General features: G+C 64.8%; 21 protein-coding genes and 1 tRNA gene. 14 read left to right on the forward strand and 8 right to left on the reverse strand.

Going from position 1 to position 21,940, the window contains the following annotated elements:
* Nucleotides 1-35 precede the first annotated feature (35 nt).
* The 9 genes from MF134_RS09770 (at nt 36) to guaD (ending at nt 9,306) form a co-directional block, all read left to right on the forward strand.
* The gene (locus MF134_RS09770; RefSeq protein WP_255339249.1) at nt 36-293 is read left to right on the forward strand and encodes a type II toxin-antitoxin system HicA family toxin; all 258 of its coding nucleotides are present in this window, start codon (nt 36-38) and stop codon (nt 291-293) included.
* Nucleotides 260-628 carry a type II toxin-antitoxin system HicB family antitoxin gene (locus MF134_RS09775; protein WP_255339250.1) on the forward strand — a complete coding sequence of 123 codons (369 nt, stop codon included), beginning with the start codon at nt 260-262 and terminating at the stop codon, nt 626-628. The genes MF134_RS09770 and MF134_RS09775 overlap by 34 nt, the downstream gene beginning before the upstream one ends.
* Nucleotides 629-630: 2 nt before the next feature.
* Nucleotides 631-1,530 (forward strand): xanthine dehydrogenase accessory protein XdhC, encoded by a 900-nt coding sequence (gene xdhC / locus MF134_RS09780; RefSeq protein ID WP_255339251.1) that lies wholly within the window; start codon nt 631-633, stop codon nt 1,528-1,530.
* Nucleotides 1,530-3,095 (forward strand): ABC transporter ATP-binding protein, encoded by a 1,566-nt coding sequence (locus tag MF134_RS09785; RefSeq protein ID WP_255339252.1) that lies wholly within the window; start codon nt 1,530-1,532, stop codon nt 3,093-3,095. Before xdhC ends, MF134_RS09785 begins: the two co-directional genes overlap by 1 nt.
* Before the next feature lie 41 nt (nt 3,096-3,136).
* Complete coding sequence (locus MF134_RS09790; protein ID WP_255339348.1) at nt 3,137-4,237, forward strand: ABC transporter permease; 1,101 nt, start codon at nt 3,137-3,139, stop codon at nt 4,235-4,237.
* A complete protein-coding gene (locus tag MF134_RS09795) occupies nt 4,234-5,157 on the forward strand; it encodes an ABC transporter permease (protein WP_255339253.1) in 924 nt (307 codons plus the stop codon). Before MF134_RS09790 ends, MF134_RS09795 begins: the two co-directional genes overlap by 4 nt.
* A gap of 32 nt (nt 5,158-5,189) precedes the next feature.
* Nucleotides 5,190-6,281: a BMP family ABC transporter substrate-binding protein gene (locus MF134_RS09800; protein WP_255339254.1), complete on the forward strand. Its 1,092-nt coding sequence runs from the start codon at nt 5,190-5,192 to the stop codon at nt 6,279-6,281.
* A gap of 374 nt (nt 6,282-6,655) precedes the next feature.
* Entirely contained in the window at nt 6,656-7,915 is a 1,260-nt protein-coding gene (locus tag MF134_RS09805; RefSeq protein ID WP_255339255.1) for a urate hydroxylase PuuD, read from the forward strand.
* On the forward strand, nt 7,915-9,306 hold the full coding sequence (gene guaD, locus MF134_RS09810) for a guanine deaminase (protein ID WP_255339256.1): 1,392 nt from the start codon (nt 7,915-7,917) through the stop codon (nt 9,304-9,306). The genes MF134_RS09805 and guaD overlap by 1 nt, the downstream gene beginning before the upstream one ends.
* A 32-nt stretch (nt 9,307-9,338) precedes the next feature.
* Here the strand turns inward: guaD and MF134_RS09815 are convergent, their stop codons facing one another.
* On the reverse strand, nt 9,339-10,709 hold the full coding sequence (locus tag MF134_RS09815; protein ID WP_255339257.1) for a hypothetical protein: 1,371 nt from the start codon (nt 10,707-10,709) through the stop codon (nt 9,339-9,341).
* A gap of 186 nt (nt 10,710-10,895) precedes the next feature.
* On the opposite strand from MF134_RS09815, the gene trhO reads away from it, so the two are divergent.
* Nucleotides 10,896-11,777: an oxygen-dependent tRNA uridine(34) hydroxylase TrhO gene (gene trhO / locus MF134_RS09820; RefSeq protein WP_255339258.1), complete on the forward strand. Its 882-nt coding sequence runs from the start codon at nt 10,896-10,898 to the stop codon at nt 11,775-11,777.
* A 206-nt stretch (nt 11,778-11,983) separates the two neighbouring features.
* Here trhO and ald read toward each other — a convergent pair whose 3' ends face one another.
* Nucleotides 11,984-13,099 (reverse strand): alanine dehydrogenase, encoded by a 1,116-nt coding sequence (gene ald / locus MF134_RS09825; RefSeq protein ID WP_255339259.1) that lies wholly within the window; start codon nt 13,097-13,099, stop codon nt 11,984-11,986.
* A gap of 151 nt (nt 13,100-13,250) precedes the next feature.
* On the opposite strand from ald, the gene MF134_RS09830 reads away from it, so the two are divergent.
* Nucleotides 13,251-13,721 (forward strand): Lrp/AsnC family transcriptional regulator, encoded by a 471-nt coding sequence (locus MF134_RS09830; RefSeq protein WP_255339349.1) that lies wholly within the window; start codon nt 13,251-13,253, stop codon nt 13,719-13,721.
* Between the two features lie 44 nt (nt 13,722-13,765).
* On the opposite strand, the gene cysG is transcribed toward MF134_RS09830, so the two are convergent.
* A complete protein-coding gene (gene cysG / locus MF134_RS09835) occupies nt 13,766-15,271 on the reverse strand; it encodes a siroheme synthase CysG (protein WP_255339260.1) in 1,506 nt (501 codons plus the stop codon).
* A 221-nt stretch (nt 15,272-15,492) separates the two neighbouring features.
* Entirely contained in the window at nt 15,493-16,029 is a 537-nt protein-coding gene (locus tag MF134_RS09840) for an SH3 domain-containing protein (protein ID WP_255339350.1), read from the reverse strand.
* Between the two features lie 241 nt (nt 16,030-16,270).
* On the opposite strand from MF134_RS09840, the gene MF134_RS09845 reads away from it, so the two are divergent.
* Nucleotides 16,271-17,272 (forward strand): 2-hydroxyacid dehydrogenase, encoded by a 1,002-nt coding sequence (locus tag MF134_RS09845; protein WP_255339261.1) that lies wholly within the window; start codon nt 16,271-16,273, stop codon nt 17,270-17,272.
* Between the two features lie 177 nt (nt 17,273-17,449).
* Here MF134_RS09845 and MF134_RS09850 read toward each other — a convergent pair.
* Together MF134_RS09850 and cpdR are read right to left on the reverse strand one after the other, a co-directional pair.
* Nucleotides 17,450-17,524: transfer RNA gene (locus MF134_RS09850), tRNA-Val, on the reverse strand.
* A gap of 208 nt (nt 17,525-17,732) precedes the next feature.
* Nucleotides 17,733-18,098 carry a cell cycle two-component system response regulator CpdR gene (cpdR, locus tag MF134_RS09855; protein ID WP_255339262.1) on the reverse strand — a complete coding sequence of 122 codons (366 nt, stop codon included), beginning with the start codon at nt 18,096-18,098 and terminating at the stop codon, nt 17,733-17,735.
* Between the two features lie 154 nt (nt 18,099-18,252).
* On the opposite strand from cpdR, the gene MF134_RS09860 reads away from it, so the two are divergent.
* Nucleotides 18,253-19,152 carry an N-formylglutamate amidohydrolase gene (locus MF134_RS09860; protein ID WP_255339263.1) on the forward strand — a complete coding sequence of 300 codons (900 nt, stop codon included), beginning with the start codon at nt 18,253-18,255 and terminating at the stop codon, nt 19,150-19,152.
* Nucleotides 19,153-19,433: 281 nt separating this feature from the next.
* The gene (gene hisN / locus MF134_RS09865) at nt 19,434-20,186 is read left to right on the forward strand and encodes a histidinol-phosphatase (RefSeq protein WP_255339351.1); all 753 of its coding nucleotides are present in this window, start codon (nt 19,434-19,436) and stop codon (nt 20,184-20,186) included.
* A 46-nt stretch (nt 20,187-20,232) separates the two neighbouring features.
* On the opposite strand, the gene MF134_RS09870 is transcribed toward hisN, so the two are convergent.
* Together MF134_RS09870 and MF134_RS09875 are read right to left on the reverse strand one after the other, a co-directional pair.
* Nucleotides 20,233-21,219 (reverse strand): alpha/beta fold hydrolase, encoded by a 987-nt coding sequence (locus MF134_RS09870; RefSeq protein WP_255339264.1) that lies wholly within the window; start codon nt 21,217-21,219, stop codon nt 20,233-20,235.
* Nucleotides 21,220-21,365: 146 nt separating this feature from the next.
* Nucleotides 21,366-21,833 (reverse strand): SRPBCC family protein, encoded by a 468-nt coding sequence (locus MF134_RS09875; RefSeq protein ID WP_255339265.1) that lies wholly within the window; start codon nt 21,831-21,833, stop codon nt 21,366-21,368.
* Between the last annotated feature and the right edge of the window lie 107 nt (nt 21,834-21,940).

Genomic DNA, 21,940 nt, shown 5'->3' on the forward strand with positions numbered 1-21,940 from the left:
ACGCCCGTTCGGTACTATGATTCAGTACTAAGAGGATGAAGAAGCGGCATCACCGCACGATCGAAGCAATCTTCGCGCGGCCGGTGAGTGGCACGATCCGTTGGAGCGACATCGAGGCGATGTTTGTCGAGCTTGGAGCAACGGTCGAAGAGCGTGCAGGATCTCGCGTGGGTGTTCGGCTCTTCGGCGAAGTCCGGGTCTTTCATCGTCCGCATCCACGCCCCGAGACCGACAAGGGCGCAGTCGCCAGCATTCGCCAATGGCTCGAATCGCATGGGGTAAAGCCGCTTTGAACAACATCATGGAGATCGAGGGACAGAAAGCCGTTGTCACCTTCGACCCGGAGATCGGAATGTTCCGGGGCGAGTTCATTGGGCTGAGTGGTGGCGCTGATTTCTATGCAACCAGTGTCGATGGCTTGCGGGAAGAGGGACGTCTCTCGCTTCGGACATATCTGGAAATGTGTGCCGAGGACGGTATCGAGCCTTTCCGTCAGTTCTCGGGAAGGTTCAATGTTCGGATCGACGCCGAACTCCATCAGGCAGCGGTGACGGCAGCGAAAGCACAGCACAAGAGCCTGAACGAGTGGGTCGTGGACGCGATCGACCGGGCCGCTCGAGAAGGTTGAGCGTGCAGTATTCTAGCACCTCCGCATTGGCACAAACCGCGCTTGCAGCGGCTCGACCCGCAATTCTGGTCACCGTCGATCAGGCGCGCGGCTCCACCCCGCGCGAAGCTGGGGCGAGGATGCTGGTGACGGCGCAGGAGGTTGCCGGCACGATCGGCGGCGGGCGGCTGGAATTCGATGCGATCGACATGGCACGACGGATGCTCGCCGGCGAAGAGAGCGACGCCCGGATCGACGTGCCGCTTGGGCCCGAGATCGGCCAGTGTTGTGGGGGCAGGGTTTCGCTCACCTTCTGGCGAATGGACGCGGCATCACTCATCCGGCTTCAAGCAGAGGCGGAGGCAGAAAACGCCGAATCGCCGGCCGTCTTCATCTTCGGCGCCGGCCACACCGGCCGCGCTCTTGCGCAGGCCCTAGCGCCCCTGCCGCTGGCGATCGCGTTGATCGATTCGCGGCCCGACACGCTCAAGGGACTTCCCGAAGGCATCCGCTGTATCGCTGCCGCGATGCCCGAGACGCTGATCGACGACGCGCCGGCGGGCTCGGCCTTCGTCGTCATGACCCATGACCACTCGCTCGATTTCCTGATCACGGCCGCGGCGCTCGGTCGCAAGGACGCGGCCTATGTCGGCATGATCGGCTCGGCCACCAAACGCGAGCGATTCCGCCGGCACCTCGCCGAAGACGGACGCGAGGCCGAGATCGAACGCCTGACCCTGCCGATCGGCGGCTCGGCGCTTCGCGACAAGCGTCCTGCCGTGATCGCGGCAATGACGGTGGCCGAAATTGCGACTTGCCTGTTGAATGATCACGAGGAAAAGCTGCCGAGAAGCTTGGCAGCGGCCGGTGTCGGGTGCCATAGTGATCGCTCTAGGGATGAGCGAGGCGAGGGACAGGGCTGATGGCAGGGAAGGCGATGGCGCCGCGTCTGGAATTGAAGGACATTTCCAAGCGCTTTCCCGGCGTGATCGCCAATGATCAGGTGTCGTTTCAGGTGCCAGCCGGCGCAATCCATGCGCTGCTGGGCGAAAACGGTGCCGGCAAATCCACCCTCGTCAAGATCATCTATGGCGTGCAGCAGGCCGATGAGGGCGAAATCGTCTTCGACGGCGAACCGGTCCACATCGGCTCGCCCAAGGAGGCCCGCGCGCTCGGAATCGGCATGGTGTTCCAGCATTTTTCGCTGTTCGAGGCGATGACGGTGCTTGAAAACATCGCCCTTGGCATGGACAACCCGCCGCCGCGCCGCGAACTCGAAGCCCGCGTGCGCGAGGTTCTGAAGTCGTATGGGCTCTCGCTCGATCCCCATCGCTACGTCCACACGCTTTCGGTCGGCGAGCGCCAGCGTATCGAGATCGTACGCGCGCTCTTGCAGGAGCCGAAGCTTCTGATCATGGACGAGCCGACCTCGGTTCTGACGCCGCAGGAGGTCGAGCAACTCTTCGAGACCCTGCGCCGGCTTGCCAGCGAAGGCTGCTCGATCCTCTACATCTCCCACAAGCTCCACGAGATCAAAGCCTTGTGCGAGTCGGCGACGATCCTGCGCGGCGGCAAGGTGGTCGGAAGCTGCGACCCGCGCGAGGAATCCGCCCGCTCCATGGCCGAGATGATGATCGGCGGCAGTCTGAAGGATCTCTCCGGCAAGGAGAACTGCACCTATGGGGAAGATCGCTTCGTCGTCTCGAACCTCTCGGCGCCCGGCGAGCCGCCCTTCGGTACGAGCCTGAAAGACGTCTCGTTTTCGGTGCGCTCAGGGGAGATCTTCGGCATCGCGGGCGTTGCCGGCAATGGCCAGAACGAGCTTCTCGCGGTGCTTTCGGGCGAGGAACAGAACGACGTCTCGGGTTCGATTATCCTCGACGGTCAGGAACTGGCCGGCACAAGCGCCGGCGCCCGCCGCAAGGCGGGTCTCGCCAGCGCACCGGAAGAGCGCAACGGCCATGCCGCCGTGCCCGCGATGAACCTGACGGAGAATGCCATTCTCTCGGCGCGGGGGCGCATGGGACTTGCGAGCGGTGGCATCATCAAATCGGGCGCATCGCGGGACTATGCGGCCAGGGTCATCGACGCTTTCTCGGTGAAGGCGACCGGACCGGGCGCAGCCGCCGGCAGCCTGTCAGGCGGAAACCTGCAGAAATTTATCATGGGCCGCGAGATCATGCAGAACCCCACGGTTCTGGTCGTCTCCCAGCCGACATGGGGTGTCGATGCGGGGGCGGCCTCCTTTATCCGTCAGGCGATGATCGACATCGTCGACAAGGGCGCCTCGATCGTCGTCGTCAGCCAGGATCTGGACGAGCTTCTCGAGCTTTGCGATCGGTTGGCAGTCATCAATGAAGGAACGCTCTCCGAGGCGATGGACGTGAAGGGCATCTCGATCGAGCGGGTCGGCATGCTGATGGGCGGCATACACGGAGGAGGCGAAGGGGCTGCGGCGACCGGGAAGCAAGAGGGAGTGGCCGCGTGACGCTCTTGAAACTCGAGCCAAGGCGGGAGCAAAGCCGCGGCATGATGCTGGCTGCGCCGGTGATCGCCGTGGGGCTGACCCTCGTGGTCGGAGCGATCGTCTTCACGCTTCTCGGCCATAACGGCCTTGCCGCGATCTACGAGATCTTCATTCGGCCGCTGTTCAACCCCTATCGCTGGCAGGACCTTTTGGTGAAGGCCGCCCCGCTTGCCATCATCGCCGTGGGGCTCGCGATCGGCTTTCGTGCCAATGTCTGGAACATCGGCGGGGAGGGGCAATACATTCTCGGTGGCCTCGCCGGCACGGGGATAGCCCTCCTGACGCTCGACATGTCCGGCGGCTGGATCCTGCCGGTCATGCTCGTCTGCGGCATTCTCGGAGGCATGGCCTGGGCGGCGATTCCCGCAGCACTCAAGACCACGCTCGGGGTTAACGAGATCCTCTCGAGCCTGATGCTGAACTATGTGGCGATCCAGCTGCTCTATTATCTGATGCGCGGACCGTGGAAGGACCCGATGGGGTTCAACTTTCCCCAGACGGCGATGTTCTCCGCCGACCAGACGCTGCCCTACGCCATTCCAGGCACGCTCATTCATCTCGGCATTCCGATCGCCATCGCGATCGCCTTGACCGCCTTCGGCGTGATGACGCGCACCATCACCGGTTTTCAGGTGCGCGTCGTGGGTCTGGCGCCCAAGGCCGCAGCCTATGGTGGTTTCGGCGCCGCCTCGACCGTGTGGCTGGCGCTGATGGTCGGCGGTGGACTTGCGGGGCTCGCGGGCATTCTGGAAGCCGCCGGACCCTTCGGCCAGATGGTGCCGCAGTTTCCGACAGGATACGGCTATACGGCGATCATCGTCGCCTTTCTCGGGCGGCTGAACCCGCTTGGTATTCTGGCCGCCGCGCTCGTCCTCGCGCTGACCTATGTGGGCGGCGAAAGCGCCCAGACGACCATCGGCCTGCCTTCTGCAGCCGCCGGCGTCTTCCAGGCAATGATGCTGTTCTTCCTGCTCGCGACCGACATTCTCGTTCGCTACCGGATCGTTTCCGGCAGCCCGGCCACCGCCCGCACGGCGCCGGCAAGCGAAACCGGGACTGCCGGTTCGTCCGAGGCCGCCAAGCCGAAGACGGTGACCGCATGAGCCTCGATCTCCTCGTCGCGATTCTGATGACCGTCGCCGGCGCGGCGACACCGCTCCTGATCGCCGGGCTCGGCGAGCTGGTGGTGGAGAAGTCCGGCGTCCTCAATCTCGGCGTCGAAGGCATGATGCTGATCGGTGCCGTGACCGGCTTCGCCGTCGGCACCACGACCGGCTTGCCCGTCCTGGGCGCGGTCGTAGCCATGTTTGCGGCGGCGCTCGCCGCAGCGATCTTCGCCGTCCTGACGCTGACCCTCATGGCGAATCAGGTGGCGACGGGCCTCGCGCTGACGATCTTCGGCACCGGCGTTTCCGCCCTGATCGGCGCACCCTTCGTCGGAATCACCACCAATACGCTGGGACCGATCTTCCCGGACGCTCTGACATCGTCGCCGCTTCTGAGACTCGTCTTCGGCCATTCGCCGCTGGTCTATATCGGCCTTGCCCTGACTTTCGGCGTCGCGTGGTTCCTCAACCGCAGCCGCGCCGGGCTCATCCTGCGGGCGGTCGGCGAATCCGATTCCGCCGCCCATGCGATCGGCTATCCGGTTCTCAAGGTACGCTATCTCGCCGTCCTTTTCGGCGGGGCGATGGCCGGGTTGGCCGGCTCTTATTATTCGCTGGTGCTGACCCCCATGTGGGCCGAGCGGCTGACGGCCGGGCGGGGCTGGATTGCCATCGCGCTGGTCGTCTTTGCCTCCTGGAAGCCGGGGCGGATGCTTCTGGGGGCCTATCTCTTCGGCCTCGTCATCACCATGGAACTGCAGGCCAAGGCGGCGGGCTTCAACATGTTCGCGCCCGAGTTCCTGGCCTCGCTTCCCTACATCGCCACGATTGCGGTTCTCGCGATCATCTCCGCCGCCAAGCGCGGCGGCACCAACGCGCCGGCCTGCCTCGGCAAGCCGTTCCGCGCGGCGACCTGAACCCACGAAAAGCTTCAGCAAGGAGACGCTTTATGTTCGAGACTTCAAGACGCAAGCTTCTGACCGCCAGCGCCGCGATGGCGTTCGCCGTCTCGTCGCTGCCGGCCGTCGCCCAGGAAGGCGTCGAGCCGCCGGTCAAGGCCGCGTTCGTCTATGTCGGCCCGGTCGGGGATTTCGGCTGGACCTACGCGCATGACCAGGGCCGCAAGTGCCTGGAGGAAAATCTCGGCGACAAGGTCGAGACCTCCTATGTGGAGAATGTCGCCGAGGGCCCGGATGCCGAGCGCGTCATCCGCCAGCTGGCCCAGGAAGACAACGACATCGTCTTCACCACCTCCTTCGGCTTCATGAATCCGACGATCAAGGTGGCCAAGCAGTTTCCGGACGTGAAGTTCGAACATGCGACCGGCTACACGACCGGCGGCAACGAAAACATGGGGCTCTATAACTCCAAGTTCTATCAGGGCCGCGCGGTGCTCGGCACGATCGCCGGCATGATGTCGGAAAGCGGCAAGGCCGGCTATGTCGCCTCCTTCCCGATCCCCGAGGTCGTGATGGGCATCAACGCCTTCCAGCTTGCCGCCCAGAAGGTCAATCCGGACTTCGAGACCCAGGTCGTCTGGGTCAACAGCTGGTATGATCCGGCCAAGGAAGCCGACGCCGCCAAGGCGCTGCTCTCACAGGGCGCCGATGTCATCACCCAGCACACGGATTCGCCCGCGCCGCTGCAGGCGGCTGAAGAGGCCGGCGCCATTGCCTTCGGCCAGGCCTGGGACATGACCAGCTTCGCGCCGAACGCCCACATGACGGCGATCGTCGACCAATGGTGCCCGTATTACACGAGCCGCGTCCAGGCGCTGCTCGACGGCACATGGGAAGCCGACAATGTCTGGCTCGGCATGGCCGAGGGCGAAGTCGAGATGGCCCCGTTCAACGACGCCATGCCCGAGGACGTGAAGGAAGCCGCCCAGAAGATCGTCGACGAGACCAAGGCCGGCGAGTACGAGATCTTCACCGGCCCGATCACGGACCAGTCCGGCGAGGTGCGGATTCCGGAAGGCGAGGTGATTCCGGAGAGCGACCTTCTCCAGATGGACTGGTATGTCGAAGGCGTGCAGAGCTGAGGCAGGTCTCAAATGTCTTCATCCTGAGGGGCAAACCTTCCGAGAGGGAGGTTTGCCTCGACGGGTGAGGAGCGAGTCGCGAAAGGAAAAGGCCTTCGTCCCACACGCGACGTCATCCTCGGGCTTGTCCCGAGGATCTACTGTCGGTGGTGAAGTCCGCTTCTTTGGCGCATGTCCGCATTTGGCACGCTTGACCGCGTCTATGGCGGTAGATCCTCGGGACAAGCCCGAGGATGACGGCGGCGGCGATATGACAGGGCGCGTCTCTTCGTGCGACCGCCTAACCCTGAGAATTCAGGCACGACGGGGCTTCAACGACGTTCGGGCGGGCACGCCGCCGGTCGTTGTGGCCGATCCCAAGGAACCAAACCCGCATGTGGACATACCTCTCCGAATGGCTGCAGTTCGGCGTGCGCTGGGTGCATGTGATCACGGCGATCGCCTGGGTCGGATCGTCATTCTATTTCATCGCGCTCGATCTCGGTCTGCGGCGGCCCCGCGCGCTGCCGGCCGGTGTCGGCGGCGAGGCGTGGCAGGTGCATGGCGGCGGCTTCTACCACATGCAGAAATACATGGTGGCGCCGGCGGAAATGCCGGACGAACTCACCTGGTTCAAATGGGAGAGCTATTCGACCTGGCTGTCGGGCGCGGCGCTTCTGTTTCTGCTCTACTATATCGGCGCCGATCTCTATCTGATCGATCCGGAAAAGGCCGATCTTTCTGTCTGGCAGGCGAGCTTGATCGGCATAGCCGGGCTGACGCTCGGCTGGATCGTCTATGACGTTCTGTGCAAATCGCCGCTGAAAAACAACGACACGGCGCTCTTTGCCATCCTCTTCGTCTACGTCGTCCTGTCGAGCTTCCTGTTTTCGCAGGTGTTTTCGGGCCGCGGCGCGATGCTCCACACGGGCGCACTGATCGCGACGATCATGACGGCGAACGTCTTTTTCATCATCATCCCGAACCAGAAGATCGTGGTGGCGGACCTCAAGGCCGGCAAGGAGCCGGACCCGGCGCTCGGAAAGGCCGCCAAGCAGCGTTCGCTCCACAACAACTATCTGACGCTGCCTGTCATCTTCCTGATGCTCTCCAATCACTACCCGCTCGCCTTCGCGACGGAGTGGAACTGGGTGATCGCCGGGCTCGTGCTCCTGATGGGCGCTGTGATCCGGCATTTCTTCAACACCATGCACGCGACCGGGGAGCAGCCCTGGTGGTGCTGGGCACTCGCGGGCATCCTGTTCATCATCGTCATCACCCTGTCCGGCGCGCCGGGCTGGCGGACGGGGCCTGCCGAAGCCGAGACCGCTACCCGGGAATGGTCAGGCGACCCGCAATTCGCGCTTTCCACCTCGCCGCATTTCGAGGAGGCGGAAGCGATCATCCTGTCGCGCTGCTCCATGTGCCATGCGCGCGAGCCGCTCTGGCCGGGCATGATCCATCCGCCGAAGAACATCTCTCTGGAGACCTCCAACGACGTGGTGCATTATGCGTCCCTGATCGAGCGTCAGGCCGTGCGCAGCCACGCCATGCCGCCCGGCAACATCACCGGTCTGGAGCCGGCCGAGCGCGAGCTTCTGGCGCGCTGGCTCGCCGACGGCCAATCGCCGGGGCTGACCGGACGAGGATTGTAATGCCCTATCAGAGCGGCAACATCGCCATCCGCGGCCGGCTGCTCTGGTTCGCGGCCGACCCGGCCGTGGAAAGCGAAGCCGCTGCAGTAAAATACCTCGAAGACGGCGTCGTCCTCATTAAGGACGGCGTGATCGCCGAGGTGGGAGAGGGGCCGGCGCTGTCCCGCCGCCTGCCGGCGGGCGTGCCGCTCGTCGATCACCGGCCGCATCTCGTCATGCCGGGCTTCATCGATCCGCATCTCCACATGCCGCAGACCCAGGTGATCGCCTCCTATGGCGCGGAGCTGATGGAGTGGCTGCAGAAATACACCTTCCCCGAAGAGATGCGCTACGGCGATTCCGCCGTTGCGGAGGCGGCGGCGCGCTTCCTCTTCGATACGCTGGCGGCGAACGGCACGACCACGGCCGGCGTCTATTGCACCAGCCACCAGATCAGCGCGGAAGTGTTCTTCCACGAGGCCGAGCGGCGCAATCTGCGCATGGTCGCCGGCAAGGTGATGATGGATCGCAACGCCCCGCCGGGTCTCCTTGATACGCCCGAAACCGGCTATGAGCAGTCAAAGGAACTGATTGCGGCCTGGCACGGCCGAGGCCGGCTGGAATATGCGATCACGCCGCGCTTCGCCCCGACTTCGACGGAAGCCCAGCTCGAGGCGACGGCGTCACTCGCCCGGGAGTTCCCCGACCTTCATATCCAGACGCACTTGTCGGAGAACGCCGCCGAAATCGCCTATGTGGCGGCGGCGTTTCCATGGTCGAAGGACTACACTGACGTCTATGAGCGCTACGGGCTGGTCCGGCCGAAAGCCCTGTTCGGCCACTGCATCCATCTGTCGGAGCGTGAGCGGGCGGCGCTGGCGGAAAAGGGCGCGACGGCGGTCTTCTGTCCGACCTCGAACCTGTTCCTCGGCTCGGGCCTCTATGACCTCACGGCCTCCCGCAGAGCGGGGCTCAAGACCGGGATCGCCACCGATATCGGCGGCGGCACCTCCTATTCCATGCTGACGACGGCGGCCGAAGGCTACAAGGTGCTGGCGCTGAAGGGCCAGAAGCTGCCGGCCTTCGAAGCCTTTCACATGATGACGGTAGGTAACGCGTTGGCCATGGGGCTCGCCGACAAGATCGGGTCGCTCGAGGCGGGGATGGAGGCCGATCTCGTTATCCTCGACAGCCGCGCGACGGAGCCCCTGCGCCGACGCATGGAACGCGTCGAGACGCTTGAGGAAGAGCTCTTCGCCCTGATGATCCTCGGCGACGAGCGGACGACGGTCGCAACCTATGCCGCAGGCCGGCGCATCTACGACCGGTACATGGCGCGATCGACGCTTGCCCCAAAGCTCGATCAGATGCCGTACAAGACCGTCGACAGCGGTGGGGCATCCCAGCAATAACGAATTCGAAGGCCGCGATCCCGGCGAAGCGTTCAGAGCTGCGCGAAGACGAGGATGATCGCCGACATCACGGCGGCGGTGATGAGGGTGAATGTCCGGTTCCAGACGAGTCCGACCCGCACGGCACTCGTATGGCCGAGGCGGCCGATCAGAAGCGTCGTGGCCGTGAAGGGGGAGGTGGCGCCCGCCAGAGACCAGCCTGAGGTGATCGCAACGACCAGGACGTTCGGATCGATGCCGAGCGCGGCCGCGGGCGGCAGGAGAGGCAGGAGCATCGAGACCGAAAGGATCGGGTTCATCCCCAACTGGCCGAGAAGCGGAATGATCCAGATCGGTGCGACGAGGACGAGCCACACCGGCAGCGTCGAAGGGTCGAGGGCCTGGCCGGCCATCACGGGCTGCAACAGCGCGCCGCCCACCGCCCCGATGAAGCCGGCCATGACCAGGAGCAGGATCTCCGATCGGTAGGAAGGGAACTCCACGAAAGCGAGGCGCTTCAACCGGGTCAGCGTTTCGCCGGCATATTCGGATTCGATGGCGATCCAGGCGATCGAGATCAGCGGCACGAAGAGCATGACGACGGCGATGATCCGAAGGCCGGTGAGGATTTCGAGGGTGCCGACGCCGACGAACAGGATGACCAGGAGCAGCAGGAGCGGAGCGAGATCGCGAAGGCTTCCGACCGGTGCCTGCCGGCTCGGTGCTGGGCCGGTCAGCTTCGGTTTGTAGAGCGTGTCGAGCAGCCAGCCGATGAAGGTCATGACGGCCGCGATGAAGAGCGCGAAGGGGGCGAGCCCGCTCCAGCTTGAGCCTGCCACCAGCGATGTGGTGATGGCGGTGGCGAAAGCGAGGGGTGACCAGCAGAGCGAGGCGCAGAAGCCGCGCTGGATCGCCAGCAGCATCCGGCGATTGCGGATCTCGCGAACTTCGGCATTCGGCTCGCGGCCGGCGATCGATTCCGTCAGTCCGCCGAGGAGGGTGATCGCACCATAGTTCAGGATCAGCGCGAACAGGTGTCCGCCGATCGTGAGCGCGGCGTAGCGCTTGCCGGGTCGCTGCGTGGCGAGAAACGTGCCGCAGCGGGCGATCGCGGGCGAGACCGAGGCAGGATTGCGCAGGCTGGCCAGGGCAATGAAGAAGGCGGCGATGAAGGCGCCCTGGGCGAGCCCTTTCTCGATGACTGCCGGCCAGTCTTCCAGAAAAACGATGGAAAGCACGCTGAGCGCGATGCCGATGCCGACGAAGAGCTTGCGGGACCAGCGAGCTGAAGGCGCCGCGATGAGGAGGAAGAGCAACAGCCCGCCCCCGGCCACCCAGCCGGCCGTCTCGAGTGCGAACCATTCGCGGAGAACGACGGCGATTCCGATCACCAGAAGAAGAACGCCGAGAATCTTGTCGGTCACGAAGCGGAACCAGGTCGTCGCGGAGGCGGGATACGAGGCGGAGGAGAGTCCGGAGCCGGACTTCGCCCGAGGAAATAAGGCCCTTCGCCCGACAAGAAAGGGTGTGCGGCGGGATTGCGTGGTCGCCGCTCACTCTGACGAGCCGCCGAAATTGCGTTCGAGCCCGCGCGAGGCTATCAGCGCGCCATGTCCTTCGCCGTTGCCGCCTTCTATCGATTTCTGCCGCTCGACGACCTCGATCGCCTCAAGAGCAGCCTCTCGGCCTTCTGCCGGGAGCGCGGCATGCGCGGCACGATCCTGCTCGCATCCGAGGGGGTGAACGGCACCGTGGCCGGCGCGGAGGCGCCGATGGCAGAGTTCGTGGAGGAACTCGGCAATCGTTTCGGCATCGCGCGAGGGGAGATCCGATTCTCGCAGGCCGCCGACTGGCCCTTCGCTCGCATGAAGGTCCGTATCCGACCGGAGATCATCACGCTGCGCGACGAAGAGGCCGATCCCAACCGCCGAACCGGTCACCACGTCTCGCCGCAGGAGTGGAACGCGGTGATCTCCGATCCCGAGACGCTCCTTCTCGACACGCGCAATCGCTACGAGACGCGGGTCGGCGGTTTCGAGGGCGCAGTGGATCCCGGGATCGACCAGTTCACCGACTTCAAGGATTACGTCGAGCGCGAACTTGATCCAGCCAAGCATCGCAAGGTGGCGATGTTCTGCACCGGCGGCATCCGCTGCGAGAAGGCTTCCGCCTGGATGTTGTCGAAGGGCTTCGAGGAGGTCTACCAGCTCAAGGGCGGGATTCTCAGCTATCTCGAAACCGTTCCGGCCGAAGACAGCCGCTGGCAGGGCGCCTGCTACGTCTTCGATGGCCGGGTGGCGCTCGGCCAGGGCCTGTCATCGACGGACTGGACGGCCTGCTTCGCATGTGGTGCCCCGCTCTCGCCGGAGGATCGCGCTTCACCGGAATTCGAGGATGGCGTCTCCTGTCCCCACTGCGCCGATCAGAGTGACGCGGCCCGCGCCGAAGCCCTGCGCGAGCGGCATCGGCGGATGACGAAGCGCGAGGGGTGACGCAAGTCGCAGGTGTTCAGCAACTTGCTGAGCCGGCGCACCCCCCTCTGCCTTGCCGGGCATCTTCCCCACAAGGGGGGAGAGTGGCTGTCACCGATCGCAGCATCTCCCATTCTCCCCCCTTGTGGGGGAGATGTCACGAGGTGACAGAGGGGGGTGTCGCGGCGTTTACCCTCTGGTTCGCGATCCATAATGAGCGCCGCGTTTCAACCGCGCAGCGTCGTCCCGGCATCCACCAGCTCATACCCCAGCGCTTCCGCTACGGCCCGGTTGGTGATCTTCCCGCGATGGACGTTCAGCCCCGCCATCAGGTGTGGATCGGCCCGGAGCGCGTCGAGGCCGTGATCGGCCAGCGCCAGGCCGAAGGGGAGCGTCGCATTGTTGAGGGCGATCGCCGAGGTCACCGGCACGGCGCCCGGCATGTTGGCGACGCAGTAATGCACGATGCCGTCGATCTCGAAGGTTGGCTCGGCATGGGTGGTGGGGTGCGAAGTCTCGAAGCAGCCGCCCTGGTCGATGGCGACATCCACCAGCACCGCCCCCTTCTGCATGCCGGACAGCATGTCTTTGGTCACGAGCTTCGGCGCGGCGGCGCCGGGGATCAGCACCGCGCCGATCACCGCATCGGCGGCGAATACCTCTTCCTCGACGGCAGTCGGCGTCGAGAAGCGGGTGTGCACGCGGCCGGCGAAGAGATCGTTTAGTTCGCGCATGCGGGGCAGGGATCGGTCGAGGATCGTGACGTCCGCGCCGAGGCCGACGGCCATCTTCGCGGCCTCCTTGCCGACCACGCCGCCGCCGATGATCACCACCTTGCCCGGCGCGACGCCCGGCACGCCGCCCAGCAGCACGCCGCGCCCTCCCTGCGCCTTTTCGAGCGCCCGGGCCGCGGCCTGGATCGAAAGCCGCCCGGCGACTTCCGACATGGGAGCAAGCAACGGAAGCCCGCCGCGCGGGTCGGTGACGGTCTCGTAGGCGACGGCGGTCACGCCGGACTCGACGAGGCCCTTGGTCTGCGCCGGATCCGGCGCTAGGTGAAGATAGGTGTAGAGGATCTGGCCCTCGCGGAGCTCGGCCCATTCGTTCGGCTGCGGCTCCTTGACCTTCACCACCATGTCGGCGGTGGCGAAGATTTCGTCCGTCGTGGAGACGATCCGCGCACCGGCAGCCTCATATTCGGCGTCCGCCGCGCCGATTCCTGCGCCGGCTCCGGTCTCGATCAGCACCTCGTGGCCATGGGCCGCGTATTCGCGCGCCGCGGCCGGCGTCAGTCCGACGCGGTACTCGTGATTCTTGATCTCCTTCGGGCATCCGACGCGCATGGGTTCTTTCCTGACCGGGGTTTCGCGGAAGTCTCGACCGAGGAAGGGATGGCAATCTGTCGGAAAAGTCCCGGCGAAAAGCTGTCCGGCACCGCGCGAGATGCATGTTTCTTGCGCCGAATGCCGACTCTGTGCAGTTATTCGTCGCATGGTGACGCCGGACCGTTTCGACCTTGCGATGATGCGCGCTCTGGAGCGCGAGGGCCGGCTGACGGTGAATGCGCTGGCCGAGCGCGTGGGGCTCTCGGCCTCGGCCTGTTCGAGGCGTCTGGAACGGCTGGAAGCGGAAGGGGCGATCGTCGGCTATCACGCCCGCCTGTCGAACAGACTTCTCGGCCATCCGATCACGATCATCGTCTCGATCGCACTGTCAGGCCAGAGCGAGCGGCAGCTGGCCGAGTTCGAAGAGGCGGTGCGGCAATGCCCCAACGTTCTCGTCTGCTTCCTGATGTCGGGGGAATACGACTACATCCTCCGGGTCGCCGCCCGCGATCTGGAAGACTACGAGCGCATCCACAAGCGTTATCTTTCCGCCTTTCCCCACGTCACGCGGATCAACTCGTCCTTTGCGCTGCGATCGGTGCTCGATCGCACCAGCGTTCTGATCGATCCGGCGCGGTAGGGCGGGGCGTCGGCACAACCTGCTGCTTCTCTCGGCAGCCGTTCCTATCCGACGAGTTCCTGCACGCCGGCCATATCGTCTGGAGCGCCTTCGGCCGCTCGGGCCGCTTCGCCGAAGACATGCCCGACGCCGATCAGGATCGGCCGGTCGAGGCCAATGCCCGCGACGATTTCCGCAAGCTTGTCCAGGCGCCCGGCGGCCTGCGTCTCGTCCTCGCGGGAGAGATTGGCGGCGACCGCCACCGGCGTATCGCCGGCAAGGCCATGATGCATCAGCCGTTCGGCAATCCGACCGGCCATCCGCCCTCCCATGTAGAAGATCGTGGTCGCGTTGCGGGTAGCGAGCGCCTGCCAGTCGACCTCTTCGGGAAGCCCGCCCTTTTTCGAGTGGCCGGTGACGAGGCGAAGCTCCTGGGCGTGGTCGCGATGGGTGAGCGAGACGTTGAAGGTGGCGGCCAGCGCCGAAGCGGCGGTGATGCCCGGTACGATCGCGACCGGGATGCCTTCTCGCTTCAACTCCTTTAGCTCTTCGCCGGCACGACCGAACACCGAGACGTCGCCGGATTTGAGCCGCACGACGCTCTTCCCCGCCTTGGCGAAATTGATCATCATGCGGTTGATGTCTTCCTGACGGCAGCTTTCGCGGGCCGCCCGCTTGCCGACCATCATGCGCTTGGCTTCGCGCCGGGCGAGCTCCAGGATCGCATCCGAGACGAGGTCGTCGAACAGGATGACGTCCGCCGCCTGCAGCGCGCGCACGGCCTTCAGGGTCAGGAGTTCGGCCTCGCCGGGGCCGGCGCCGACCAGCGTCACCTTGCCGAGGCGGGGCCCGTCTTCCGAAATCGGAGTGCTGGCGATCTCGCCGATCAGACGGGCTGCGTCCCGGCCATCCTCGGCGTCCGGGGCGCGGGTCAGGAACGCCTTGTCGGTGAATCGCTCCCAGAAGCTCCGCCGTTCGATGCCGGGAGACAGCCTGTCCATGACGCTCTGCCGCAGATCGGCGGCGAGCTGCGCCCAGCCGGCAAGCGCCGGCGGAAGCAGCGTCTCGATGCGACGGCGAATCGCCTGGCCAAGAATGGGCGCGGCGCCGAAGGTCGAAATGCCGACCACGACGGGTGAACGGTTGACGATCGAGCCGAAGGCGAAGTCGCAATAAGCCGGTTTGTCGACGACATTGACCGGTACGCCAGCGTCTCGCGCGGCGCAGGCGAAGGCCTGACCCTCGGCTTCGCTCTCCGTCTCGAGGATCGCGAGCGCAAAGCGCGGGCTATCAATGGAGAAGAGATCGATCGCCCAGGGCCGATCGTGGCGGCGGATTCGGCCGGCCTCGGGCTGCTCCTGCGTACCGATCTCGGCCAGCAGCTCTTCCATCTCGCCGTCGAGTTCGTCGGCAGGAGCGTAGAGTTCGACCGCGGCGCCTGCAGCCGCCAGCATTTCGGCCTTCCAGGCCGCAGCCGCAGAGCCGCCGCCCATCAGAACCGGGCGACCCCTGATCGAGAAGAATACCGGAAGGACGGCAAGCGAACCCAGGCGGCGAGGGCGCGCAGCCATGGGCTTTCGCCCTTCCCTGGCTTCACGCGGCATTGTCGCCTCGAGCGGTCCGTTCGAGTTGGACGCCATCCATGTTCCCCTTGATCGCTGCGGCAGGAGGGAGAATTGATCTCTGTCCCATATGATAGGCGAGAAGGGATGCGCGATCCAAGGGCGTCGGGTGCTCAAGGGCGCGCACGAGGGGGAATTGTCGTCTCCCTCTCGTGCGGAATACGGAAAAATCAGTCGAATATCTCTCCGGGATAGACACCCCAGATGTCTTCCTGCCGGACGAACCCGTCGCGGTTCGAGACGGTGATTTCGCACCAGCCCGATTCGCATTCCTGCACCTGGGTGACGACGCCCGGTTCCAGCCTTGCGGCCAGGGGGGCATCCACGGCCGGGCTCCGGTGGACGTCGATCATCGTCGCCTTGCCCTTCAGCCAGGGCGCTGCGATCGAGGTGCGTTCGCCCGAGAGCAGCGAGTGGTACACCCAGCCCTCCGAGCCTTCCGAATCGCGGATGCGGCGCCAGAGCTCGTATTCCTGGATGACTTCCACCGGCAGGCCCGGCTTCAGATAGAGCCAGGAAACGGCATATTGCCGGCCGGGCCCGACGCGAACGTTGACGCGGCTGGCTTTCAGGCTCACGTATCGCGGCAGAGGCAGTTTCGAGACCGGGCCGGTCTCGACCGCGGCGGCGGGCAGTGGCAGGGCCGGGCTTGTGACGAGGGCCGCGATCATGGCCGCAAGGCATGAGCGAAGAATTCGACGAAACATTACGCGCAACATGACGATCAACTCCACCGATCGGCCGCGCAGTCGAAAGCGATCGCGGCCGGCGAAATGGCGGCGGGCCGACATTGTGCCGGGATGCGAGGCGCTTTTTTTCGCGCCGCTCGCTTGCTAGGAATGGCCGCCCACCGAGTGTCCGAAAGGATCGGGCATTTGGGTTAACAAGCTCTTAGGCCGGGTCGGCGCCAGCCGGTCGTCACCGTCGAGCCGATCGGGGAGGGGACAGATGGAAGAACGCAGGAAACCGCGCGTCATCCTGACCCGCAAGCTGCCGGAGCCGGTCGAAAACCGGATGCGCGAACTCTTTGACACGCGTGTCAACGAGACCGACCGGCCGATGACTCAGCCGGAACTCGTCGCGGCCGCCCGCGAGGCCGACGTGCTGGTCCCGACGGTGACGGATCGGATCGACCGTGCCGTCATCGACCAGGCCGGCGACCGGCTGAAGCTGATCGCCAATTACGGCAATGGCGTCGACAATATCGACGTCGAGGCGGCGCTCGCGCGCAATCTCTTCGTGACCAATACGCCGAACGTCCTCAACGAGGACACGGCCGACATGACCATGGCGCTGATCCTGGCGGTGCCGCGCCGGCTGGTCGAAGGCGGCACACGGCTCGTCGGTGGCGGGCGCTGGCCCGGCTGGTCGCCCACCTGGATGCTCGGCCGGCGGATCTGGGGCAAGAAGCTCGGCATCGTCGGCATGGGCCGAATCGGCACCGCGGTGGCCCGGCGTGCCAAGGCATTCGGCCTCGAAATCCACTATCACAATCGCCGCCGCGTGAGCGCCAGGACGGAGGCGGACCTCGCCGCCACCTATTGGGAAAGCCTCGACCAGATGCTGGCGCGCATGGACATCATCTCGGTGAACTGTCCCTACACGCCGGCGACCTTCCATCTCCTGTCGGCGCGGCGGCTTGCTCTGGTCCAGCCGCATGCGTTCATCGTCAATACGGCGCGCGGCGAGATCATCGACGAAAAGGCGATGGTGGCCGCGATCGAGGCAGGCAAGATCGCCGGCGCCGGTCTCGACGTGTTCGAAGAAGAGCCGACCGCTTCGCGCAAGCTGCTGCGGCTGGCCGAAGACAACCGCGTCGTGCTTCTGCCGCACATGGGCTCGGCGACGCTGGAGGGGCGGATCGAGATGGGCGAGAAGGTCATCATCAACATCCGCACGCTGATGGACGGCCACCGTCCGCCGGACCGGATTCTGCCGGGCAGCTACTGACCGCAACGCTCACTGCGTGAGATCAAGCAGCGGTTCGTCGGCAGCCTGCCGCCTCTCGCGACATGCACATCGAGATGAGACTCCCGTTCCTTGCAAGATTGTGGCAAGACGAGCGGCTCGGCGGCGCTCATACAGCTGCGGCCTTCACGGCGCTTGAGTGTTTGTGGGAGTTGTCGATGGTGGGCGTGACAGGGATTGAACCTGTGACCCCTTCGATGTCAACGAAGTGCTCTCCCGCTGAGCTACACGCCCCTTCGACGGAGCGGCATAGACCACAGGTCGGATCGCGGCGTCAATAGGGAAATCCACTTTGTCGCGCTGCCATGGCGATCGGCTTGAATTCGTGGGTCTTTCTGCCGCCAGGCAACAAAAAACGGCCGCTTCAGGGGAAGCGACCGCTCATGTCTTTCAGATGTCGGCCGAGCGCTTCGGGCGCTCTTGGCCGGTAAAGCCGACGGCGTCAGGCCGCGTCTTCGAGAATCTTGCCGACCTCGTCCACGAGTTCGCGCAGATGGAACGGCTTCGACAGGATCTTGGCGTTCTTCGGCGTCTTCGAATCGGGGTTGAGGGCAACGGCCGCGAAGCCGGTGATGAACATCACCTTGAGATCGGGATCCAGTTCCGTCGCGCGGCGCGCCAGCTCGATTCCGTCCATCTCGGGCATGACGATATCGGTCAGGAGCAACGAAAACGGCTCCTCACGAAGACGTTCATAGGCGCTGCCGCCATTGTCATACGCGACCACTTCATAGCCGGCCCTTTCCAGCGCCTTAGCCAGAAAGCGGCGCATGTCGTTGTCGTCTTCGGCAAGCAGTATCTTCGACATTCTGAAAATCCGAATTCGCCGGGCGTCGAAGCCCTGGCTGGTCGTTCATCCTTACACCAATTTCATAGCAGATCGGACCAATATTTTCTAAAAGGAATTGGCGGTCTTCGGGCAACAGCCCTAATTTTCCGTCGGAGCGAAGGAAGGGATCAGATTGGCGAGAGTTCCGACACTGAAGACCAGCAATGGCGTGGTGCCGGCGTTTGAGATCGTCGAGCCGAAGGAACACAGCATCCCCTTCGTGTTCTGTTCCCCGCATAGTGGCCGAGACTATCCCGTCGACCTGATGAGCGAGACACGGCTTTGCCGTGATTCGATCCGTCGCTCCGAGGATCTCTTCGTCGATCAGCTCTTCGCGCTTGCCACAGAGCATGGCGCGCCAGTCCTCAGGGCGCGGTTTCCCCGGGCCTATCTCGACGTCAATCGCGAGCCGTTCGAACTCGATCCCAACATGTTCGACGCGACGCTGCCCAGCTTCGTGAACACCAGTTCGCTCCGCGTCGCAGGCGGGCTCGGTACGATCCCACGGATCGTTGCGGAGAACGAGGAGATCTACCATTCGCGGCTTTCCGTGCCTGACGGTCTGCGGCGGATCGAGGATATCTACCGTCCCTTTCATGCCGCGCTGGAGCGGCTCCTCTATCGCACTCGGGACCGCTTCGGCTTCGCCATCCTCATCGATTGCCATTCCATGCCGTCGAGCGTTCGCGCCCTGCCGGGCGGGCGGCGGCCCGACATGGTCATCGGTGATCGATACGGGACCAGCGCGTCCAGCCGCTTCGTTTCCATGGCGACCGCGCATCTGTCCGCCTTCGGTTTCGACGTCGCCCGGAACAAGCCCTACGCCGGGGGCTACATCACCGAGAATTACGGACGCCCGCCGATCGATCTTCACGCCATGCAGATCGAGATCAATCGCGGTCTTTATGCGGATGAAAGGGCGTTCCGGCCCCATGAGGGCTTCGTCCGGCTGCGGCACCAGCTGGGCCAGTTCGTCGAACGGTTCGCTGCCGACGTCGAAGCCGACTACTCCCGGCCTGCCGCTGCCGAGTGACGCGGAGCGCGGTCGGTGGCTTTCCCGGCGCGACATCTTCCCGGAAACGGCTGCCCGAAAAAAAGAACCGCACTGTTCGCACAGCGCGGTCTTAAGTCTAGGGAGGAAACGCCCATAAGGGCAGCGGCAACCGATGCCGCACTGCAAAACTATGCTGCGACGCCAAATCTGTCAATGGCGATGATCATTCGCTAAGCATTTTTTTGTCGTGTCTTTGTGAGGGCAGCAGCGCTTTCGAACCGGGGGTCGATGTGAACGCCGAACCTGATGCTGAATTTCTGATGCGGCTGGCCGATGCCGCCGATGCCGAGACCTTGCCGCGCTTTCGCGCCGGGGGTGGGATCCACAACAAAATCGAGGGGGAGGGCTTCGACCCGGTCACCGAGGCGGACCGAGCGGCCGAACGCGCAATCGTGTCGGCCATCGGCGCCCGATTTCCCGATCATGCCATCCTCGGCGAGGAGTTCGGGTCGACCGGCGGCGGGGACCGGGAATGGATCATCGATCCGATCGACGGCACCCGCGCCTTCATCACCGGTATCCCGGTCTGGGGCACGCTGATCGGCTATTACGTCGCCGGCCGCGCCCGGCTCGGCATCATGTCGCAACCCTTTACGGGCGAGCGCTTCTATGCCGACGGGACCGCGACCTTCGCGAGCCGCGCAGGTCAGCTGCCGCAGCCGTTACAGGTGCGCAAGACGACCGAACTTGGTGACGCCGTCCTGTTCAGCACCTCGCCGCGCCTTTTCGAAGGCTCGATGCTCGACCGCTTCGAGGCTTTGGAAGATGCGGCCCGACTGACGCGCTTCGGGACCGACTGCTATGCCTTCGCCATGCTGGCGTCCGGCCATGTGGATCTGGTGGTGGAATCCGGCCTCAAGCCCTACGATATCGCCGCTCTGATCCCGCTGGTCGAACAGGCGGGCGGCGTGGTAGCGACCTTCTCTGGCGATCGACCGGAGCGTGGAGGCGATGTCATCGCAGCAGCAACACCGGAACTGCTGGAAGCGGCGTCCGCTATTCTGACGGAGTGATTGCAGCAGGGAAGGCTGCGGTCCCCATTGGTTGAGACCTTCGCTTTCAGGCCGCCACCGGCAGGCTGCCGGAGACATAGGCGTCGAAGGCTTCGAGCGCCTGTTCGCGAAACCGGTCGGCCTCCTGCAGCAATTCGTGCCGGGCAAGCGGGATCGTCACGCTGGAGCCGCAGCGCATGCGCCAGGCCAGCCTTTCGATCGCCTGCGTCGAGACGACGCTGTCCCCGCCCGCGGTGACGAAGAGCGTCGGGACGGACAGCCGCGCGATCTCGCGCGAGCTTTCGAGCCGGCGCATCGCCCCGGTGACGGCGGCAAGCCAGGAGACGGTCGGGCTACCCAGGAACAGGTCCGGCGCGGCCTGGGCCAGCCGCCGATTCCGCTCGAAGCGTTCGCCGTCCGAGGTGAGGGGATTGTCGGCGGGATTGGGGATCTTGCCGGGGATGGCGCGGCGGATCGGGCTCCGCCCGAAGCCGGTCCAGGAGGCGAGACGGGCGAGCCGGTGAACCGTCTTCAGACCGGGTCGCTCGCGCACGAAGCCAAGGAGTGGCGCGCAAAGAACCATGCACTCGATGGAGTTGGCGAGGCGTGTCGCGCCGTGGAGTGCGATCAGCCCGCCCATGGAATGGCCGAGCACGACGTAGGGGCCGCGGCAATCGGGCAGTACGACGTCCTGAAGGATGCATTCGAGGTCGAGAAGATACTGGCCGAAATGGCGCACATGGCCGAGGGATCGGCGACGGATCAGTCGCTCCGATCCGCCCTGGCCGCGCCAGTCGAAGGTCGCGACCGAAAAGCCGCGGCGGTTCAAATCGCTGATCGTCTCGAAATATTTCTCGATCGATTCATTGCGGCCCTGGAGAATCAGAACAGTGCCGCGCGACCGGTTGGGCAGATTGGATACCGCATGGCGAAGCCGACGCCCGTCCGAGGTCTTCAGCGTCCCGACGACGAGGCTCTCGGGCGCAGGATTGCCGGGGATCTCGACAAGTCGCGGCCTATCTTCGGTATCGGTCATCGCAGGCAGCGAATTCATGGTGTGACTCCGAGGCGGCCGAATGTTCCGGCCGCCTCTTTGATCGAAACTGACATTCTACCCTTATCGTCCTGCCGAAGCCTATTGCCAGAGTGGCCGCTTCGCCTCGAGCGCTTCGGTCGAAATCGCGAGCGTCGGGAGCCCGCTCAGGCCTGCGCCGGCGCGCCGCTTTCCGCCGCTTCGACTTCCTTGGCGAAATTGTCGAAGAACTGGCCGGCGAGCTTCTTGGCACTGGAATCGATCAGGCGGCCGCCGAGCTGGGCAAGCTTGCCGCCCACCTGCGCCTTGACGTCGTAAGTCAGAACGGTTTCCGCGCCGTCTTCCTCCAGATGCACGTCCGCGCCGCCCTTGGCGAAGCCGGCGACGCCGCCCTTGCCCTCGCCGACGATCGAATAGCTCACCGGGGCATTGATGTTCTCAAGGCGAACCTCGCCGTTGAACTTGGCCTTCACCGGCCCGACCTTGGCGACCACCGTCGCCTTCATCTCGTTCTCGCCGGTCTTTTCCAGTTCCTCGCAGCCGGGAATGCAGCGTTTCAGCACCTCCGGGTCGTTGAGCTTCGCCCACACGGTTTCGCGGCTGGCCGGCAGCCGGTGTTCGCCCTTCAGATCCATGTCTCGTCCTCCCGGTTCGATCCGGCCGCCCCTGCGGCCGCTTCAGTTTGGCGGCTCTCTAACTTGACGGTTTTGCGGCTTTTGCCAAGGCGAAAGAGAACCGCTAG

The organism is Jiella marina (assembly GCF_024359545.1).
Classification (GTDB): Bacteria; Pseudomonadota; Alphaproteobacteria; order Rhizobiales; family Rhizobiaceae; genus Jiella.